This is a genomic window from Candidatus Nitrosopumilus sp., assembly GCF_965223225.1.
Taxonomy (GTDB): Archaea; Thermoproteota; Nitrososphaeria; order Nitrososphaerales; family Nitrosopumilaceae; genus Nitrosopumilus.
Window position 1 is genome coordinate 48,528 of sequence record NZ_CBDCVU010000004.1, and the last position, 16,476, is coordinate 65,003.

The window sequence follows — 16,476 nt, forward strand, 5'->3', positions numbered from 1 at the left end:
TAAAGTGAATACAAATGCTTGCAGTATAAACTTCTTGATTATATCTCAAAAAAATCTATTCTAATTATGAAACAATCAACTCAAAATTTAGAAGTATCATCAGAACAACTTTCAGAATATCTCATAAAACAAGAGCCCTTGCTTTTGTTTGATCTTAGAGAAAAGGATCATTTTGAAAAATCCCACATCAAAGGCTCCGTTCATGCTGTCTGTAATGCTCAATCAAAAGAGAAAATCATGCCTAAAATCCCAAAAAATACAAAAATTATTTTGATTTCAGAGCCTGAAGATTTTGCCAAAGAGACTGCTAAGATGATGGCGTCATTTGGACTAAATGCCTATTTTCTAGCAGGTGGGTTTTCTTCTTGGAAAGGGAAATTGTCTCAAGGCCAAACCGGAAAGATAATCGCTCCTGATGAGCTTGCAAAAAAATTAGATTCTGTATTTCTTTTAGATGTGCGAGATTCAAGTGAGTTTTCAGAATATCAAATCCCCGGAAGTAAAAACATCCCATTAGAAGATCTTTTTGATTCAAAAACACTTGAAAAGATTCCAAAAGACAAGGAAATAGTAACAATTTGTCCGCATGGAAATCGTGCAATGGTTGCAAGCTTTGCATTAGCAAGAATTGGTATTGATTCTCAAACTCTTGAAGATGGTTTAGCTGGATGGAATCAGGTTCTCAAACCAGTTACAGTGGTAAAAGATCCGACCAAAATTATACAAATTCAAAAAGTTGGAAAAGGCTGTTTGTCCCATATTGTAGAATCAAAAGGTAAAGCCATAGTAATTGATCCTCTTTATCCTTTTGAAAAATACATTGACATTGCAAAAGAACAAGGATTTGAAATTACTAGAGTGTTTGATACTCATCAACATGCAGATCATGTTTCTGCTGCAAGAGATCTTGCACAGGCAACTGGTGCAAAGTTACATCTCTCAAAGTATGAAGGATATGCTTTTGATGCGGATTTTGTTGGTGATTCCGATGAATTTTCATTTGGACAATCAAACCTTAGGGTAATTCATACTCCTGGCCACACTCCTGGAAGTCTAAGCTATGTAGTTGATGAAAAGTATGTCTTTACAGGAGATATCTTGTTTGTAGAATCAATAGGCAGGCCTGATTTAAGAGACCAGGCAGAAGAATTTACTGAGGAACTTTACAATTCTTTGCACAACAAATTACTCGTCCTACCTCACCATACAATGGTATTTCCAACTCATCATGGTGAAAATGTTGAAGCAAGCCAAGAGGCATTTGTGTCAACCATACAACAATCAAAGAAACTCCCATGGCTAGACATCTCAAAACAAGACTTTATCCAAAAAATAGTGGCAATCACTCTACCTAGACCAATGAATTATAGAAAAATCATCACCGTAAACAAGGGGGAACTCAAACTAGTTCACTCAGAGATTCCTGATTTGGAGATTGGTCCAAATAGGTGTGCAGTAGATGTCAGCTGAGGTCATTTTAGAACCTCTGACTATTTTTCTATCAATAATTTCTGGGGTTTTGGTTGGAAGTAGCCTTGGATTAATTGGCGGAGGTGGTTCTGTGTTAGCAGTACCTTTACTGTTGTATGTAGTAGGCATAAAAGACACTCATGTTGCAATTGGCACATCAGCACTTGCCGTTGGAATTATTGCCGCAATTAGCCTGATAAATCACAGAAAAAAGAAAAATCTTGATCTCAAAAAAGGAATTTCATTTGCGATACCTGGAATTGCTGGAACCCTAATTGGCTCCCAATTGGGACTGTGGACTCCTGCAGAAAATCTTTTGGTTTTGTTTGCAGTCTTTATGGGAATTGTAGGAATTTTGATGATTAAAAGAAAATCCTCAAAAATTGAGATTACTAGTGGAAACTCTGAATTGGTTTTACTAAAAAAGAACTTGTCATTTCATGGGTTTTCAGTAGGAATTCTTGCTGGATATTTTGGAGTAGGTGGAGGATTTTTGATTGTTCCTACTATGATGTATTCAGGAGGATTAAATATTGTCCAGGCCATTGGAACGTCATTAGTTTCGGTCAGTTCATTTGGATTTGTCACTGCTGGAAGATATTTTCTAGAAGGTAACATTGATCTTGTAATTGCAATATTATTTGTAATTGGAGGAATTATTGGAAGCTATGTTGGAATAAAGGTTTCTGGAAAAATTTCAAAAGAAAATCTGGTACATCTATTTGCAGTGGTACTGTTTGCAATTGCAACGTATATTGTTGCAAGAACTGTTTTGTTCTGATTGCAAATACTTGCAATCTAAACCTGCCACCTAAATCAAAATTTACAGTAAATACAACTATGGCGACTTCATGTAAAGGGATTTGTGAGATGTTCAAAGGAGATGGCACTTCGATGAGACTGAAATATCAGGAAGGACAAAAGCGCTGCAGCTATTGTGAAATTTTTCTCAAAGTTAGTGGATTGCGTTGTCCTTGCTGTAAAACAATTTTGCGTACAAAGGCAAGAAACAGATTTTCAAAACTCAAAAGTCAAAATAATTTTCAATAATTTTCTTTTTTACTTGCATTTGATTGCAATCTAAACATCCTCGATATATTCAATTTTTACCATATATTACACATGAAACAAAAAACAATCATTGCACTCTTTTTGGGTGCTGTACTTGCCTTGTCTCTCTCAAGTGCTGAATTTGCATTTAGGTGTAGTGAGTATGCATATCCTGGAAAACCTTGAACAGTTGGCTTTGACGAACAAGACTATCTTAAACCAATACATCAACACAAGGTTGGAATATCTCCAGAAGATACAATTTGTCTGGAATCACTACAATTGCTCATTAGTGATCATAACACTCCTGCATGTGTAAAACAATCATCCATTGACAAGCTTTTAGAACGTGGTTTTAAACTTGGCAAAAACAACAATGATTCCCCATATAATTAAACAGCAAAAATAAAAATAAAAAAATTGGAAGAGAAGACTATCCCCTCCCTATGGCAGCGTATTTTCCCTTACGACCTCTTACAAAAAATGCTGCCGCAATTCCTCCAAATACGCCTGTAGATAGAATCAGTGCACCAAGTATTCCGTCTGCTGCAAACATCGGAGTGCCTGAGCCTGTACTGGGATTTTCATTTGCAATTCTTACTCTGTCTTCTGAAATCTTGAGATAATACTCAAGTCCTGTGTATCCAGAAGATGGAATGTACTGCGCAAATGCAAGGCTGCTAACAGAAGGTAATATCAAAATACTTAACATCACTCCTGTTATGATTATATTTTTTCCACTCATTGAACCAATTACGTAAATTTTGCATAAAGGGTTTGATGAAATTTCTGTTTTACTAATCCTTACATACTATGTCATCCTATATTATGCATCTATGAGTAATGAAAATTCAAACACTGTGGATGCTGTAAACATTTTTTCTTTAGATGATGAAAAAATGAAAATTCTGGCCAAAGTTATTTCAAACAAATCAAGCGTTTCGATTTTGAATTTATTATTTGATGATGAGATGACTGCAAATGAGATTGCACAAAAAACAAACATGTCGTTGCAGCTAGTCAAACACTATTTAGAAAAAATGCAACAAATTGAACTAGTATGTGTTTCTAAAATTGAGAAAAACTCAAAGGCCCGTGACATGAATTATTACAAGGCATCAAAACTTGCAATTGTAATTACTCCCTCAAAAATTACCGAGAAGACAAAAAAAAGCAAGTTGTTGATGCGTTCTTTTAATTCAATATCTAGGGTATTTGGAATGGGGATTATTTCTGCAATAGCTGCAATGTCTTTAGTAGTGGTATCGGCTGAAAGCAGACTGCTAGAACCAATACATAGCTGGTATTCTCAATTTAGCTTGCCAATTAAAATTTCTGGAACTGGCCTTGCAAACTCTATGGATGAGTCACTTTATCTTGCAAAGACAAAGGTGGATTCAGTAGTATCTAACCCTGGAGCAGGTTCTGGAACTCCTTATTTGGATCCTTATGCAGGTATGACTGGGTTGGCAGGAACTGATTTTGTAATCATGTTGTCAATCCTTGCAGGAACAGGTGCCTTGTTGTCATTTGTATTCTTCAATAACGTGATTCAATCATTTCAGAAGATTGATGAATGATTTCTATATGATCTGCAAAAATATGTTGTAATCATTTGCCATCTTTACAAAACCCGTTTTCATATTCTAGAACTGCCAGTTGCTTGTATCAATTCAAGATATGATATTTTGATATTGTCATATATATTACAATTTGTTATTTATGGATACTATATGCAAAATACTTATATTTTGTCATAAATATTACATTCACTGGTGATTAAAAGATGTTTGATGACCACTTTGAAAAAACATTTCGAAGATTATCGAGCCCCTTTTTTTCAATGGGAGAAGTCTTTGAAACTCCAAATGAAACAGTCCAAACTTTTGGACCATACTACTACGGTTATGTAAAGACCGTAGGTGAAGATGGTATTCCTCATGTAACTGAGTGGGGAAATACAAAACCAACTGGCTCTCTTTCAGACTCTACGGTAAGAGATCCATATGTTGATGTCTCAGTCAACGACAAGGATCATACTCTTAAGATTGTCTCAGAGATGCCAGGAATTGAAAAGTCTGACATCAAACTAAATGTGTCAGATAAACTAGTACTGGTTTCGGCCCAACATGGAGAAAGAAAGTATGAAAAGAAAATTCCTCTGCCATCAAAAGTAGATGAAAACTCTGCCAAAGCCAAATACACAAACGGAGTTTTGGAGATAACTTTGTCAATGGCAAAAGAAAAGCCAAAGGGAAAGTTAGTAACAATCGAATAAAACGGAGGTTGCAAACATGATGGAACGCTCATCATTAAATCAAATCAAAGCCTCTGTAAAGTCTTCAATGGAAAAATTCTCTTCATGTTCTGAAGAGATTCTTTCTAAATGGAAGTTTGGTAGGAGAAATTTTCCTTGAGGTGAGACAAGATGCCTGATACTATGTGCAGACAATGTGGAGGCGAGCTAGATATGAAAAAGCAATGCTCTCATTGCGATCAACCCATTCAGCTAGTTTGTACAAAATGTCTCGAACCAACAGAAGTTAGATTCCATAATCAATGCATGTACAACGAGAAGGTACTATGTCCCACAGTGACAACTCTTGCATAAATCAAGGAAAGTCCTATTCTCCTAAAAGAGAGGTCTCCTCCTTTCCACACCCTGCTACCTTTGTGGGTTTGTGTCATAGATGTTGGGCAAGCAATGTGATTGTCGCACTTTCCAAGTCTGACGAGATATTGTGCAACAAATGCTTTGGAGCTAGTTTGGAATGCTAACGCAAACAGCCAAAAACACTCGCATTATTTGCACTGACTGCAGTTTCTGTTTTTGGAGGAATTGCAGCCCCTCCCAATTTTTTGATCCTGAATTAGATGACATCAATTAGCTTAATGTACATTATTTGGCAGAAATTACGCACGAAATATTAGTTGAAAAGCCATTTTATGATGAATTTCAATAGAAGATCATATGTGAATCCATTTGGTCTTGTGCTTTTTTTGTAGTCATGTTTGTGGCCGTTTTTTTATTATAACCAAAATGTAGTTGATTTGATTCAGATCATAATCAACTGGTTATGTTTGAAAAGAATCAAGGCAATTTTTGTATTATTGAAATATCAATATGCATAATAATTTCTCATGATAGAATATGTGACCCTACTGTGCTGTTTTGTAGAATATAACGCATACAAAGTATGGACTAAATTGATAAAAATAATGCAAGATAACCCCCATCTCAAATTTGATACATATCTACTAGAGGAGTTAAAGTAGGAAAATTCAAAATGACATATTTTCAGAGTAGATGTATGTATTGTGATCATGGCAAACAGATTACGGCCACCCAAACATCATGGTCAATTCATCTTGCAAGCCACAAAGAAGATATCATAGAACACCTAATTGACACCTCGGATTCTTGTCAATTGTGCTCGTATCCTGAAATGTCTGCAAACAAAAAACACGCCTCGGCACACTACAGATGGTCACATCAAAAACATGAACTTATCAAATGGGCATTTGATACATTGGAAAAAAGGGTTATTGTATGACACGGAGATCTGATAACAATGTATGAGACCATTCTTGTTCCACATGCAGGCACCCTTGCAGGAGACCAAGCACTAAAGCATGCAATACACATCGCAAAATCAGATTCGTCAAGAATCATCATACTCAACGTGATCAAGCCTTGGTCAAATCCGTTTTTTGAAGAACTTGATTACAATGATGCCACGACCCATGTTCAAATAGAGTCAATCATGACAAACATGCAAGAAACTATCCGGAAATTTTTGGCTAAACGAGTATCTCAATGCAGAGAAGAGGGTGTAAAATGTGAGGGCATTTTCAGAACTGGAAATCCTGCAAATTCCATCATCAAATATGCAACCGAAGAAAATATCGATCTTATAGTGATGGCAAAAATGAAAAAAAAATCTGCTGATTACAAATCATTTTTCAAAATAGGTGGAACTGTAAAAAAGGTTCAAGAAAAAGTAGACTGTTCAATTTTACTGGTCGAAACATAGGCCTGTAAAATATGGAATGTGTTGAAAATGAGCAAGAAAGTATGTGAGCATGTAGCATCAGTTAAGATGCCGGGTTTGAGAAACAAACGAGAATGTTTATTATGTCACGACTTTTTTGATGAAAAATGAATCTTGAAAGTATTTTTTATGGAATCTTATCCATCATAATTTCATTAACGATATTTCTTGTGATCAGAGCAGTCATCAAAATCAAGCTCAAGAGACTGAAAGGAACTCAGAAGATGCTGAAACTAGTGGGAATAGGATTGGTTGTATGCGAGATTGCATTTTTGGGTCTTAACTTTGACTTGTTTCGCTTTGCAACTGAAATTATTGCATCTGTAGGTGTCGCCTTTGCACTTGTTGTTTGGTCACTTCAAAATAATCTAAAAAATGCAGTTGCAGGCATTGGAATTTATCTGAACCCAGAAATCGACATAGGGGATGTTATTGAAGTGGGTGGACACAAAGGAGTAATTATTGAATTGCATTTGACAAAAATTACTGCAATGACTGATGAAGGGGCAAAGATGTTCATTCCTACCCAAAAATACCACGAGGAAGTTACGTTGATTTCTCATTCAAACCGTAAACAGATATCTGATTGATCTTGAAGTAATCGGTTTTTTTAATATGCCAACATTTGGAATGTAAACCAGGATCATCCTGCTGAAATAATATGGATGATGTTTTACGGTTAATCATTTATTCCATATCCTCCCATCTGATCTCTTTGTCGTTATTTTCAATATGAAATGCCAAATGTTCTTTGATGCAGAGATCACATTGGGGTTGTCCACAACATTTGCAGATAATACTGTTGACTGCAAGTCTATGTGGGCAGCTTTTGTCATTTTTCATTTCGACGGTGATTTTACTTGATTTTGTCTTTTAATTATTTACCATGCATTTTTTCAAAATGTTCTACATTTGAAATATTGTGATTTTCTATTATGATAATTCCTGGCTGCAAAAAATTGTGTCTAAGGGAGAGCAGCCAGGGGTTTGGTCGGTTTTTTTGAGCGGATATGAATAAGCGCTTGTATTCAATTAGGATGTAAAATATTAAAGAAAATATCCAAATTCATTCCAAATTTGTTTTCTAAATACAAAAAACATTGTTTGTTTTGAATTTACTAGTTTTGCTCTTTATTTACAAACTTGTTGTAACTTCTTTTTCTGTCTTGAAAAAGAATGCAAAAAGACGTAATGAAATCTTAGAACAAATGATCGAAAAAATCATTCTTATATTTTGCAACGATTTACTATATTTGTGAAAAACCTTCTTCTTGTATGTTTTCTTGGTCTATCTTTGGCTTTCTCATCTTTTACATATAACTCTGCAAGTGCCATCGCATATTTTCCTCCTCCCCTAAAACAAATTCAACAAGGGGTAAATCCAGCAAATGTAACTTGTACTGAAGGACTTGAATTAGTTTTGAAATTCTCAACAGGAGAACCTGCCTGCATAAAACCGTCATCTGTTGAGAAATTAATCCAGAGAGGATGGGCAATTCACATCTTACCAGATTATCAAAAAAATGAAAACAATAATTCCGCAGTGTTTGAGACTGGAATCTTTGAGGTGGATACAGCAGTTGTGCAGTATCTTGAGAACACCAATGGATTTCTAGCAAAACCTACAGCAGATGAGAAATTCCCAGCAATAATCATGATACACGAGTGGTGGGGTCTTAATGATAACATCAAAGAGATGGCCCAAAAACTGGCATCACACGGTTATGTCGTATTGGCAGTGGACCTCTATGATGGGCAAATAGGAACAACGCCTGAGGAGGCAAGACAGCTAATCGGTTCTTTTGACAGGACTGAATGGATAAGCAACATGAATTCTGCAGCAGCATATCTTGATGAGCAACACAATACCGCTAGTCTAGGCTCGATAGGATGGTGCATGGGTGGAGCACAATCCCTACAACTTGCACTAAACAACAGTGATGTTGATGCAACGGTAATATACTATGGAAGTCTTGTTACCGAACCTGAAGATTTGTCTTCAATTCAATGGCCTGTACTTGGAATCTTTGCTGAACTTGACCAAGGAATACCTCCATCCCAGGTCCATGAATTTGAATCTGCTCTAAACGACCTTGGAATCTCAAATGACATTCATATCTATCTCGGTGTAGATCATGCATTTGCAAATCCTTCAGGTGATAGATATGCACCTGAGGAGACAGCAGATGCTTGGCAAAAGACCTTGGAATTCTTTGAGGTTAACCTAAAACAAAATTAGTTTTTTAGAAAAAAAATTAGCAAATCTTATCATCTACTATGTTTTTTACACTCTATGGAAATTCAAGAAGCAGCTGAAAAAATTCTAAAAGTTAGTCCTTCTGTAAGAGTCGTTAGTGTATGCGACCTTAAGGGTAAGTTAGTTTATTCAGCTCGTTCAAAGAAAGTGAATATCTTGGTCTCAAAACAACAGAGTCTTGCATCGCTAAAGGCTGCAGCCAATGATTGGAAACAACGAAAAAAACTTTTGAGATCACTTGGTCCATGCAAATATGTGGTTGCCGAATATGACAAAGTAAAACGAATAGTTCTTCCAGCAGGAAAGAATCACATCTTGTACATTACTACAACTGCATCCTTTGATCACAGCAAAGTTGTTAGAAAGGTACGCTCCTTCAAATAAAGAAAACAACAACTTTACTTTTTTATTCTAAAAATTTTTTGACATCACAAGATCACAAAATTCAGAGAAAATCTTCTTTGGTGTTCTAAAGCACTACAGTTTTCTTCTTCCTGTTCCTCTTCCCGAGCTGACCCACATACCTTTTGTTGATTTGGATTTAGTGGTTGGAATATCTCCGAACTTTATCTTTCCAGTTCCCCTACCTACAGTAACATACTTGTCCTCAGCTGACTTTTTTCTTGCTTCTTGCACTTTCTTAAATTCAGAACCTGCCCAGTTGGTAGCGCTTTTATCTATCTCGATAGTTCCAGTGCCTCGTCCAGAGTGAATTCTTATCTTAGCCATAGCCAATAGCTATAGCTGGATCTCACTAATAAGATTTTGACTTTTTTCTTGAAAATCTGTTATGATTTTTCATTTTACGATGGAAATTCTGTATGATTGCATTGTTTTGTTGGGGGTTTCGTGGATTTGTGTTGTTTTCTGGCATCACACATTTCTAAAAAAAGCCGTCTATTGGTTTGATTACGGTTTTTTAGGTGATATGATCTCAAATTCCACTCTTAAACAACATGTGAGGATTATCAAGCATAACATATCCGTGAGATTTTATCACTTTCTTCAAGGTTTTCTTGCCTCGAATTTTATTGATATCATATCCGCAAATACAAGAAATTTTGTTTTTTTCAGAAAATTTGTCAATCTTTTCTTCAAGTCCATGAATTCTTCTTTCAATCCCTACCTGAACCCTTGAGTGTAGTCAATTCATGCAAGATGCGTATCCTTTAGAACCGTTCATACTCCATTTCTCTTAAAGTCTGAATAAGATCTTCCATTCTGCTTTTTTTCAAAAAATTATATTACTTTTAATACTTTATGTAATTAATCTAATCATAAATATGCAGAATCCCTTTTATTGAATAAAATACTTTATCCAAATATGCCAAAACGAGTTACAATAATGATAGGTGATGATAATTACAAAAAATTGCGTGGGTTACAGGCAAAACTGCTAAAAGACACTACCTCTTCTGTAAGCTTCTCTCAGGTGGTAAATAATGTGATTACATCTGCTCTAAAGGGCAAAGCATGAATTCTTACATTCTCTGTAGTTGAATACTTTCGTATTCCATTATTATGAATTTTTAAATTTAGTATTGTGCCTTTGTCTTGGTTATCTCTGAACGCAATATGTCATAGGCTTTTGATGCATGTATTTCATCTAGCACTATGATTATGCTGTCTTGACTAAAGTATGCATTACGAATCTCAATGCCTTCAAAATGCAATATCTCTGCAACAAATGATACCACATCTGAGCGATTCTGATTTGGAGGAATTGAAATCTTAATTTTTGCAAGTCCTGTTCTGAACATGTTTTCCCTGTTTGGATACTGCTTGAGCATCTGACGAATCTCATCAATGTCTTCTGTAAGAAACCTAAACGAATCTGAAACCCTGAAGAATTCATAATTGTCTGTAATCTTGGAGAACTGGTCTAGAATTGTTGTAGGATCCATCTCTTCAGAATCCTTCATTGAAAATTTGATATCCACAATGCCGTCAGTCAAGGCAAGTCTTGCATTTTTTAGAACATAATCGTCTTTTACTTCCTCTTTTATTGCAAACGAATCAGCATATCTTTTGATTGCAACCACTATGGTGTTAAGATTAACAGAGTCTCCCAGAATCTTTTCAATCTCTGGCTGAATCTTTACTGCCAAGGCTGTATAGTTTATCAGATCCATCTTCATGCAATCATAAATTGAACGATTTCGTGTTATGATTTCTCTGACTACCTCGGGCACAGACATGCTTGAAACCCTCATTGATTTTCTAGTACCGTGTCAATTATATTAGTTTAATGTAATAAAACACGTAATTTACATTAAAACTTATATAATGTAATACCTATTACATACAATAGGTGAATATGACAATGTTCTTTGATGATGAATTCGATAGAATCTTCAAGAGAATGTCCAATTCTTTTGCAAACTTGGATGATCTCTTTGATGATGCAAAAAATACAGGGTCAGTGTCTGGTCCATACTATTATGGATATACGATGACTACAGGCCCTGACGGTAAGCCGATTGTAAGGGAGTACGGAAACGTAAAGCCTGGTCTGCTTCCACATTCTGATACAAGAGATCCTAACGTGGATACTGTTGTTGATGAAAAAGAAAAGACTGTAAAACTCATAGCTGAGATGCCAGGAGTTGACAAGTCTAACATCAATGTTGTGTTTGAAAAAAATACCGTCAAAATTGATGCAGAGCAGGGCAAGAAAAAGTATCATTCTCAGGTGCCACTGAAAGTCAAGGTAGATGAGAATTCTGTAAAGGCTTCTTACAAAAACGGAATTTTGGAAGTCACATTGAAGATTCTTGAAGAAGAAAAGCCACAAGGCAAAAAGGTGAATGTCGAATAGACTTTCCCTCTATTCTATTTTTTGTAGGTGAAAATTAAGATGAGTGAAATTGAATTAAAAATTGATGAGATTCCACAACAGCATGTGGGAAGAGGTAGAGCCATAGTTGATCCTAAAATTATTGAGGACAACAAATGGACTACGGGCCAAATTTTGGAATTGACCTATAACAAAAAATCCCATGTCAAGCTATGGCCTGGTTCTCCTGAAGAATATGGTGCAGGAATAATCAAGATAGATGGAATCACAAGACAAAACATTGGTGCAGGAATAGGAGATAAAATAAAGATCAAAAACGTAGAGGCTGCAGACGCAAAACAGATTGTCCTGTCTCCAACTGAAAAAATTCAGGCAGATGGTTTGCAAGAGTACATGGTTCACAATTATCTTAACCATGTTTTTACAACAGGTGATGCAATCTCCCTTAACACGCAAATGGGAGGAAAGGTTCAGTTCATTGTAACTAGTACCGAACCTTCAAAACCAGTCATTGTAACTGAGCAAACTGTTTTCAAGCTAGGTTCGATGACAAAAGCAGTCGACACCACTATCCCAAGAATAACGTACGATGATCTTGGCGGCCTCAAAAATGAGGTCCAGAAGATTAGAGAGATGGTAGAGCTGCCAATGAGGCATCCAGAACTGTTTGAAAAGATTGGTGTAGAAGCTCCAAAAGGCGTATTGCTGTACGGTCCTCCTGGAACTGGAAAGACTTTGCTTGCAAAGGCAGTTGCAGGGGAGACTAATGCCAATTTTACCTCTCTTAGCGGTCCTGAAATAATGGGCAAATACTATGGAGAAAGCGAAGAGAGAATCAGAGATATCTTCAAGCAAGCCGAAGAGAACTCGCCAAGCATCATCTTCATTGATGAGATTGACTCTATTGCGCCAAAAAGAGAGGAAGTCACAGGCGAGGTGGAAAAAAGGGTGGTATCCCAACTATTGACGCTGCTAGATGGCATGAAAACAAGAGGAAAGGTTGTAGTAATTGCAGCCACTAACAGACCTGATTCCATTGATCCTGCCCTAAGAAGACCTGGAAGATTTGACAGGGAAATCGAGATTGGAATTCCTGATGAGGAGGGACGAGGAGATATTCTTGCAATCCACACACGAGGAATGCCAATTGACGAGAAAGTAAAACTGGACTCTATTGCAAAGATAACGCACGGATTTGTAGGGGCTGATCTTGAGGTTCTTGCAAAAGAAGCTGCAATGAGATCCCTGCGAAAGATTCTGCCAGACATTGATCTTGATCAAGAAAAGATTTCCTCTGAGATTCTGCAAAAGATCAAAGTTACAGATGAGGACTTTAGAGATGCGCTAAAGGAAGTAAAGCCATCTGCACTCAGAGAAGTACTAGTTGAAATTCCAAATGTCACATGGGATGATGTTGGAGGACTAGATGATCTAAAAGAGGAGCTTCGCGAGACAGTAGAATGGCCAATCAAACACAAGGATGCATATGAGTATGTAGATGTGGCTGCACCAAAAGGTGTGTTGTTACACGGACCTCCTGGAACTGGTAAGACATTGATTGCAAAGGCACTTGCCAAAACAACAGAGTCAAACTTTATCAGCATAAAGGGACCAGAACTGCTCTCAAAGTGGGTTGGCGAATCCGAAAAAGGAATAAGAGAAATCTTCAGAAAGGCAAGACAGGCAGCTCCATGTATCATCTTCTTTGATGAGATTGATGCACTGGCACCAAGAAGAAGCGGAAGCGACTCTTCACACGTGTCAGAAAATGTGGTATCCCAAATACTGACTGAGATTGATGGGCTAGAAGAGCTTCATGATGTGCTTATTGTCGGTGCAACCAACAGACTGGACATTGTAGATGATGCGCTGCTAAGACCTGGAAGATTTGACAGAATCATTAGTGTTCCAAATCCTGATGCACAAGGCAGGGAGAAAATATTCAAGATTCACACCAGAAAGAAACCACTTGACAGCAATGTGCAAGTCTCTGAGATAGTCAAAAGAACAGAAGGATTCAGCGGTGCAGAAATAGAATCAATTGCAAACAGGGCTGCAATAACGGCACTCAAGAGATACGTTGAAGGCAAATCCCAGAACTTTAAGGAAATCAAGATTACTCAGGAGGACTTGCTTGAGGCAATTCAGAAGATAAGACCTGAAAGTCAGCCAAAAAAAACCCAACCAGAAGCAAAAACTGAGAAGGAAATTCCAGCTGAGAAGAAATAGGCAAAAAGTAATGTCTTCTCAAATCATTTTTTCTCTTGGTGATGTGAAAAATGGCTGAAGGTAAGGGCTGTAGTGTTTGCAATTCAGAGCATGACGGAAATTTCTACAGGTTCTGTAAGTGTACGTGTCATGACAAGGTAGCAAGAAATATTGTTGGCTAGAATTTTTTTAATCAATTCTGCTGACACAACATTATTTTCTTTAAATGAAAAAACTTTGAATACTTTTTTTAATTTTTAATTTTAATTTACTTGCTATGCCTGGTTTTGCACAAACTGCAATAACCTGATAACTCAAAACTACTCTGTAAAATAATATACTTTGATTTTTTTGCTGCCTTTATCTGGATCTCCTTTAACAGCTCCTCATCGACATCTTCTATCTTGCCGCAACTAACACAAACCAAGTTGATATGCTCATCTATGTGGGCATCAAATCTTGCTTCTCCTTCAACTTCAATCTCGTTTACAAGTTTTTTCTCCCTTAGCAGCTCAAGTGTCTTGTAGACCGTAGACAGGCTGACCATCGGATATTTTCTTCGGACAACCTTGTGGATTAGCTCAGCACTTGGATGATCTTCTGTTCTTAGCAGATAATCAACTATTGCAGTTCTCTGTGGTGTTATCTTAAATCCGTCATCTCTTAGCAATGCGATCACCTGCTCTAGCTGCTGCATACTGATATTCGGATTCTTTTCTATTTAATATTTATTATTAAATAGGAATAATTCCTAATTAGGAGTAATACCTAAATAGGAATAATTCCTAATGGTATACATGTTAGGTGTAGATATTAGAGAGAATATGCAGTTTGAGATGAAAAAAGAGATAGTGAATAACGCTGTTAGAATTTGCTTGGAGTGTGGCAGCTTGGCGGTAAAAATTGACAATTACGGGATATTCTGCAAGGATTGCAATTCCCAATTTCCAATAGAACACCAAGAATTCCAGAGGAGAGGTGTTGATGCCTCCGCAGTGTAAGGGAATTTGTTCTCGGATTAGTGCCGAGAACAAGTTTGGAAATGCAAACAGATATGCTCAAGGATACAAGCGATGCAACTTTTGTGCAGTCTTCTTTAAGATTAATGACTTGAGGTGCCCTTGCTGTGGCCTAAAGATGAGAACTAGGTCCCGAGTCAATATCAAAAGACGACAAAGAAACGTAGAGGTGATAGCAAATGCATGAGGCATGCAGGAGCGTTTGCAGGTATTATTCTGCTGAATCAAAGTTCAGAACGTCTCACACATCCACTTTTGAGAAATGGTGCCCACACTGCCAGGAGACTATAATCTCAAGATATCATAGATGTCCTTGTTGCCATGACCATCTTGACAGTAGGCCATCGCAATCGCCATCATCATCATCTTCTTTGGGAGGTATCAGGTAATGGGACGTATGTGTAGGGGATATTGTGCAGATTATCCGTGCTCTAAAATTCCAAACGGTGACAAGTACCAGTTCTGCAAGCGATGCACATACTGTGGAGTATTTATGAAAACCCTTGGGGTAAGATGTCCTTGCTGTGGTGTAGTTCTGCGAACAAAAGCTAGAGGGAAAAAGTTCAGATAACTTTTTTCTAATTTTTTAGATCTGAAAATTTTGTATGGTTTTTAACAATTACGGTAAAATTCTATTTTCATCAAACCTTATCTTTGAATTAATGCAACCAAAACCATGAAAACATCAAAAACACAAGCATTTGCAATAAGTGCAGTTCTTGCTGCAATCATGATTGTTTCAGCAGGTTCTGTTTATCTTGATGGAAATGCCGTCAGTGCACAAGAAAACACCTCATCTGTTGATGAGCGACTGATTTCAGTAACTGGCATTGCTACAACTTCAGTGGAACCAGACTTGCTTGTCATTACATTTGGAGTAGAGACACAAAAGCCTACTGCAAAGGAAGCACTTGATTCAAACTCTCAAACAATGAATGCAATCATTCGTGCAATAGAGTCAACTAGAATCACAGAAGACGAGATAAGCACTTCACAGTTTAACATTTACCCTGTGTATGAGGGATATGAGGATCCTATAACCAAGCGATGGAAACAGCAACTTGTAGGATATGAGGTGACTAACACCATAACTGTAGAGACTGCAAAGCTGAACATAGCACCAGATGTCATTGACCGTGCAGTAAATGCAGGCGCAAACAGAGTGGACAGTGTATCCTTTACCTTATCTCCTGAGATGCACATGGAACTCAAGGATCAACTAATTGAGCAGGCAATACTCAACGCAAAGGCAAAGGCAGAAAATGCTCTAGCACCACTTGACTATTCAATAACTGGTGTCAAGGCAGTATCGTTATCTGAATTTGGTTCCTCTCCATTGCCAATCCCAATGTACGAGTCAGCAGCAGCATTTGATGGTGAATTTGCAACAAAGTCATCTTTTAGTGCACCAATCTTCTCATCAGACAGAGACGTGAGTACTACTGCAAACGTGGTATTTACAATAGGAAGCAACTAGGAAAAGTTCTCTCTATTTTCTTTTATTTTTTAAAATTACTTGAAAAGGAATCTGTTAATGGATATGTAACTGACTCGTTTGGCAGTAATGTTGCTCAACTAAAACCTGATCAGCAGATTCAGATTACTGCAAATCTTTCCAACAGA

At 37.0% G+C, this 16,476-nt stretch carries 23 protein-coding genes; 18 read left to right on the forward strand and 5 right to left on the reverse strand.

Annotated elements, in window-relative coordinates; all coding sequences use genetic code 11:
* The first annotated feature begins 18 nt into the window (after positions 1-18).
* Together ACOQN3_RS00580 and ACOQN3_RS00585 are read left to right on the forward strand one after the other, a co-directional pair.
* Positions 19-1,470, forward strand: a complete 1,452-nt coding sequence (locus ACOQN3_RS00580; protein ID WP_420544556.1) for an MBL fold metallo-hydrolase — start codon at positions 19-21, stop codon at positions 1,468-1,470.
* Positions 1,460-2,251 (forward strand): sulfite exporter TauE/SafE family protein, encoded by a 792-nt coding sequence (locus ACOQN3_RS00585; RefSeq protein WP_420544557.1) that lies wholly within the window; start codon positions 1,460-1,462, stop codon positions 2,249-2,251. The genes ACOQN3_RS00580 and ACOQN3_RS00585 overlap by 11 nt, the downstream gene beginning before the upstream one ends.
* A 702-nt stretch (positions 2,252-2,953) precedes the next feature.
* Here ACOQN3_RS00585 and ACOQN3_RS00590 read toward each other — a convergent pair.
* Positions 2,954-3,265 (reverse strand): hypothetical protein, encoded by a 312-nt coding sequence (locus tag ACOQN3_RS00590; RefSeq protein WP_420544558.1) that lies wholly within the window; start codon positions 3,263-3,265, stop codon positions 2,954-2,956.
* A 91-nt stretch (positions 3,266-3,356) separates the two neighbouring features.
* Here ACOQN3_RS00590 and ACOQN3_RS00595 point away from each other — a divergent pair, with 91 nt between their 5' ends.
* The 7 genes from ACOQN3_RS00595 to ACOQN3_RS00625 all read left to right on the forward strand — a co-directional run bounded on the left by ACOQN3_RS00595 (position 3,357) and on the right by ACOQN3_RS00625 (position 7,162).
* On the forward strand, positions 3,357-4,100 hold the full coding sequence (locus ACOQN3_RS00595; RefSeq protein ID WP_420544559.1) for an ArsR family transcriptional regulator: 744 nt from the start codon (positions 3,357-3,359) through the stop codon (positions 4,098-4,100).
* A 206-nt stretch (positions 4,101-4,306) separates the two neighbouring features.
* On the forward strand, positions 4,307-4,798 hold the full coding sequence (hsp20, locus tag ACOQN3_RS00600) for an archaeal heat shock protein Hsp20 (RefSeq protein ID WP_420544560.1): 492 nt from the start codon (positions 4,307-4,309) through the stop codon (positions 4,796-4,798).
* Positions 4,799-4,814: 16 nt separating this feature from the next.
* A complete protein-coding gene (locus ACOQN3_RS00605; protein WP_420544561.1) occupies positions 4,815-4,937 on the forward strand; it encodes a hypothetical protein in 123 nt (40 codons plus the stop codon).
* Positions 4,938-5,103: 166 nt separating this feature from the next.
* Complete coding sequence (locus ACOQN3_RS00610) at positions 5,104-5,298, forward strand: hypothetical protein (protein ID WP_420544562.1); 195 nt, start codon at positions 5,104-5,106, stop codon at positions 5,296-5,298.
* Positions 5,299-5,807: 509 nt separating this feature from the next.
* Entirely contained in the window at positions 5,808-6,074 is a 267-nt protein-coding gene (locus ACOQN3_RS00615; protein WP_420544563.1) for a hypothetical protein, read from the forward strand.
* An 18-nt stretch (positions 6,075-6,092) separates the two neighbouring features.
* Positions 6,093-6,554, forward strand: coding sequence for a universal stress protein (locus ACOQN3_RS00620; RefSeq protein WP_420544564.1), 462 nt, complete (start codon positions 6,093-6,095; stop codon positions 6,552-6,554).
* A 125-nt stretch (positions 6,555-6,679) separates the two neighbouring features.
* The gene (locus ACOQN3_RS00625; RefSeq protein ID WP_420544565.1) at positions 6,680-7,162 is read left to right on the forward strand and encodes a mechanosensitive ion channel domain-containing protein; all 483 of its coding nucleotides are present in this window, start codon (positions 6,680-6,682) and stop codon (positions 7,160-7,162) included.
* 97 nt (positions 7,163-7,259) lie between these two features.
* Here the strand turns inward: ACOQN3_RS00625 and ACOQN3_RS00630 are convergent, their stop codons facing one another.
* On the reverse strand, positions 7,260-7,415 hold the full coding sequence (locus tag ACOQN3_RS00630; RefSeq protein WP_420544566.1) for a hypothetical protein: 156 nt from the start codon (positions 7,413-7,415) through the stop codon (positions 7,260-7,262).
* Positions 7,416-7,827: 412 nt separating this feature from the next.
* Between ACOQN3_RS00630 and ACOQN3_RS00635 the strand changes: the two genes are divergently transcribed.
* Both ACOQN3_RS00635 and ACOQN3_RS00640 read left to right on the forward strand, forming a co-directional pair.
* Complete coding sequence (locus ACOQN3_RS00635) at positions 7,828-8,811, forward strand: dienelactone hydrolase family protein (RefSeq protein ID WP_420544567.1); 984 nt, start codon at positions 7,828-7,830, stop codon at positions 8,809-8,811.
* 54 nt (positions 8,812-8,865) lie between these two features.
* Positions 8,866-9,213 carry a hypothetical protein gene (locus ACOQN3_RS00640; protein ID WP_420544568.1) on the forward strand — a complete coding sequence of 116 codons (348 nt, stop codon included), beginning with the start codon at positions 8,866-8,868 and terminating at the stop codon, positions 9,211-9,213.
* Between the two features lie 93 nt (positions 9,214-9,306).
* Here the strand turns inward: ACOQN3_RS00640 and ACOQN3_RS00645 are convergent, their stop codons facing one another.
* The gene (locus ACOQN3_RS00645) at positions 9,307-9,558 is read right to left on the reverse strand and encodes a hypothetical protein (protein ID WP_420544569.1); all 252 of its coding nucleotides are present in this window, start codon (positions 9,556-9,558) and stop codon (positions 9,307-9,309) included.
* Positions 9,559-10,129: 571 nt separating this feature from the next.
* Between ACOQN3_RS00645 and ACOQN3_RS00650 the strand changes: the two genes are divergently transcribed.
* Complete coding sequence (locus tag ACOQN3_RS00650) at positions 10,130-10,306, forward strand: hypothetical protein (protein ID WP_420544570.1); 177 nt, start codon at positions 10,130-10,132, stop codon at positions 10,304-10,306.
* Positions 10,307-10,364: 58 nt separating this feature from the next.
* Here the strand turns inward: ACOQN3_RS00650 and ACOQN3_RS00655 are convergent, their stop codons facing one another.
* Positions 10,365-11,027, reverse strand: a complete 663-nt coding sequence (locus tag ACOQN3_RS00655) for an ACT domain-containing protein (RefSeq protein ID WP_420544571.1) — start codon at positions 11,025-11,027, stop codon at positions 10,365-10,367.
* 119 nt (positions 11,028-11,146) lie between these two features.
* Here ACOQN3_RS00655 and hsp20 (ACOQN3_RS00660) point away from each other — a divergent pair, with 119 nt between their 5' ends.
* Complete coding sequence (hsp20, locus tag ACOQN3_RS00660) at positions 11,147-11,647, forward strand: archaeal heat shock protein Hsp20 (protein WP_420544572.1); 501 nt, start codon at positions 11,147-11,149, stop codon at positions 11,645-11,647.
* 39 nt (positions 11,648-11,686) lie between these two features.
* Entirely contained in the window at positions 11,687-13,855 is a 2,169-nt protein-coding gene (locus ACOQN3_RS00665) for a CDC48 family AAA ATPase (protein WP_420544573.1), read from the forward strand.
* A 247-nt stretch (positions 13,856-14,102) separates the two neighbouring features.
* Here the strand turns inward: ACOQN3_RS00665 and ACOQN3_RS00670 are convergent, their stop codons facing one another.
* Positions 14,103-14,531, reverse strand: coding sequence for a Fur family transcriptional regulator (locus tag ACOQN3_RS00670; RefSeq protein ID WP_420544574.1), 429 nt, complete (start codon positions 14,529-14,531; stop codon positions 14,103-14,105).
* A 100-nt stretch (positions 14,532-14,631) separates the two neighbouring features.
* Between ACOQN3_RS00670 and ACOQN3_RS00675 the strand changes: the two genes are divergently transcribed.
* The 4 genes from ACOQN3_RS00675 to ACOQN3_RS00690 all read left to right on the forward strand — a co-directional run bounded on the left by ACOQN3_RS00675 (position 14,632) and on the right by ACOQN3_RS00690 (position 16,330).
* On the forward strand, positions 14,632-14,835 hold the full coding sequence (locus ACOQN3_RS00675) for a hypothetical protein (protein WP_420544575.1): 204 nt from the start codon (positions 14,632-14,634) through the stop codon (positions 14,833-14,835).
* Complete coding sequence (locus tag ACOQN3_RS00680) at positions 14,819-15,040, forward strand: hypothetical protein (protein ID WP_420544576.1); 222 nt, start codon at positions 14,819-14,821, stop codon at positions 15,038-15,040. Before ACOQN3_RS00675 ends, ACOQN3_RS00680 begins: the two co-directional genes overlap by 17 nt.
* Before the next feature lie 201 nt (positions 15,041-15,241).
* Complete coding sequence (locus ACOQN3_RS00685; RefSeq protein WP_420544577.1) at positions 15,242-15,424, forward strand: hypothetical protein; 183 nt, start codon at positions 15,242-15,244, stop codon at positions 15,422-15,424.
* A 105-nt stretch (positions 15,425-15,529) separates the two neighbouring features.
* On the forward strand, positions 15,530-16,330 hold the full coding sequence (locus ACOQN3_RS00690; protein ID WP_420544578.1) for an SIMPL domain-containing protein: 801 nt from the start codon (positions 15,530-15,532) through the stop codon (positions 16,328-16,330).
* The last annotated feature ends 146 nt before the right edge of the window (positions 16,331-16,476 follow it).

Coding starts and splice junctions, on each gene's coding strand:
- ACOQN3_RS00690 (WP_420544578.1), top strand. CDS start 15,530: ATGAAAACATCAAAAACACAAGCATTTGCAATAAGTGCAGTTCTTGCT.
- ACOQN3_RS00665 (WP_420544573.1), top strand. CDS start 11,687: ATGAGTGAAATTGAATTAAAAATTGATGAGATTCCACAACAGCATGTG.
- hsp20 (WP_420544560.1), top strand. CDS start 4,307: ATGTTTGATGACCACTTTGAAAAAACATTTCGAAGATTATCGAGCCCC.
- ACOQN3_RS00610 (WP_420544562.1), top strand. CDS start 5,104: ATGTCCCACAGTGACAACTCTTGCATAAATCAAGGAAAGTCCTATTCT.
- ACOQN3_RS00605 (WP_420544561.1), top strand. CDS start 4,815: ATGATGGAACGCTCATCATTAAATCAAATCAAAGCCTCTGTAAAGTCT.
- ACOQN3_RS00685 (WP_420544577.1), top strand. CDS start 15,242: ATGGGACGTATGTGTAGGGGATATTGTGCAGATTATCCGTGCTCTAAA.
- ACOQN3_RS00630 (WP_420544566.1), bottom strand. CDS start 7,415: ATGAAAAATGACAAAAGCTGCCCACATAGACTTGCAGTCAACAGTATT.
- ACOQN3_RS00655 (WP_420544571.1), bottom strand. CDS start 11,027: ATGTCTGTGCCCGAGGTAGTCAGAGAAATCATAACACGAAATCGTTCA.
- ACOQN3_RS00645 (WP_420544569.1), bottom strand. CDS start 9,558: ATGGCTAAGATAAGAATTCACTCTGGACGAGGCACTGGAACTATCGAG.
- ACOQN3_RS00590 (WP_420544558.1), bottom strand. CDS start 3,265: ATGAGTGGAAAAAATATAATCATAACAGGAGTGATGTTAAGTATTTTG.
- ACOQN3_RS00670 (WP_420544574.1), bottom strand. CDS start 14,531: ATGCAGCAGCTAGAGCAGGTGATCGCATTGCTAAGAGATGACGGATTT.
- ACOQN3_RS00625 (WP_420544565.1), top strand. CDS start 6,680: ATGAATCTTGAAAGTATTTTTTATGGAATCTTATCCATCATAATTTCA.
- hsp20 (WP_420544572.1), top strand. CDS start 11,147: ATGACAATGTTCTTTGATGATGAATTCGATAGAATCTTCAAGAGAATG.
- ACOQN3_RS00585 (WP_420544557.1), top strand. CDS start 1,460: ATGTCAGCTGAGGTCATTTTAGAACCTCTGACTATTTTTCTATCAATA.
- ACOQN3_RS00680 (WP_420544576.1), top strand. CDS start 14,819: ATGCCTCCGCAGTGTAAGGGAATTTGTTCTCGGATTAGTGCCGAGAAC.
- ACOQN3_RS00615 (WP_420544563.1), top strand. CDS start 5,808: ATGACATATTTTCAGAGTAGATGTATGTATTGTGATCATGGCAAACAG.
- ACOQN3_RS00640 (WP_420544568.1), top strand. CDS start 8,866: ATGGAAATTCAAGAAGCAGCTGAAAAAATTCTAAAAGTTAGTCCTTCT.
- ACOQN3_RS00675 (WP_420544575.1), top strand. CDS start 14,632: ATGTTAGGTGTAGATATTAGAGAGAATATGCAGTTTGAGATGAAAAAA.
- ACOQN3_RS00595 (WP_420544559.1), top strand. CDS start 3,357: ATGAGTAATGAAAATTCAAACACTGTGGATGCTGTAAACATTTTTTCT.
- ACOQN3_RS00620 (WP_420544564.1), top strand. CDS start 6,093: ATGTATGAGACCATTCTTGTTCCACATGCAGGCACCCTTGCAGGAGAC.